This is a genomic window from Longicatena sp. 210702-DFI.1.196 (assembly GCF_020563125.1).
Lineage (GTDB): Bacteria > Bacillota_I > Bacilli_A > Erysipelotrichales > Erysipelotrichaceae > Longicatena > Longicatena caecimuris.
Genome location: NZ_JAJCPX010000087.1, coordinates 1 through 861, shown reverse-complemented (window position 1 = coordinate 861; position 861 = coordinate 1). Strand labels below are relative to the sequence as shown.

1 protein-coding gene is annotated in these 861 nt (G+C 31.0%); it reads right to left on the bottom strand.

Annotated elements, in window-relative coordinates; genetic code table 11:
• Nucleotides 1-52: 52 nt before the first annotated feature.
• A partial coding sequence (locus LI241_RS15470; RefSeq protein WP_227151460.1) for a transposase occupies nt 53-861 on the bottom strand: 809 nt, incomplete at its 5' end.

Genomic DNA, 861 nt, shown 5'->3' with positions numbered 1-861 from the left:
ACCTATCTTTAGAAGTTAAAAGTAAAAAAATGGTGTAAACTCGAAATTATAGCTAACGAGTATGCATCATTTTTATTTGTTTATTGGTAAGATAATAATTTGTGATTGGTTGTTTTAATAGAGCTGAAAGCTTGGTGATGAAATCAGAAGAACGTGTCATGTTGATGTATCTTGAATCGTTGATCTGTACAACTTTAAACTCCTTGATAAAACTACATATATCACTTGTTGAGTATTCGTTATTTAGTATCTTGAATTGAAACAGTCGTATTAGTAGTACCGTAGTATAACATATAAGAAAATGTCCTTTTATACTATTCTCTTTTTGAAGATAGACAGGTCTTGCGTCTAATTCACTTTTCATAACTCTGAAAGATTCCTCAATCCTCCATAAATTATGATATGCTTCATATATCTGTTGATCTTCCATTTTGTATTCGGAAGTGATTAGAAGATTAAAGCCTGCTAGTTTTCTATCCATATCTATCTTTTCTTCATTTAGTACTGTATGGGCTTTTTTACCATCTCTATCCACAAAATTTACATATCTCGCACTTTCCCCATACTCTTCTTTCTTTGCTTCTGATGCTCGTAATCTTTGCGCTCTTTCAATCATTTTGTCGATTTCCATTAACTTTTTTCGTTGTAGCTTTGGGGAAAATGTACAAACACGTTTTTCTTTTACTGTCTTTGAATGTTTGATTCCATTTTCGTCTTTATATTCATATGTGTAGTTATCGATACATGATTTGTATCGATATATTATATTTCCTTTGCTGTCTAAAACATCATGAAAATCATTTTCAAGGAGTACCCATGTCTTTTCTTTATCAACTAGCTGTTTGACCGATTTTGAGAATA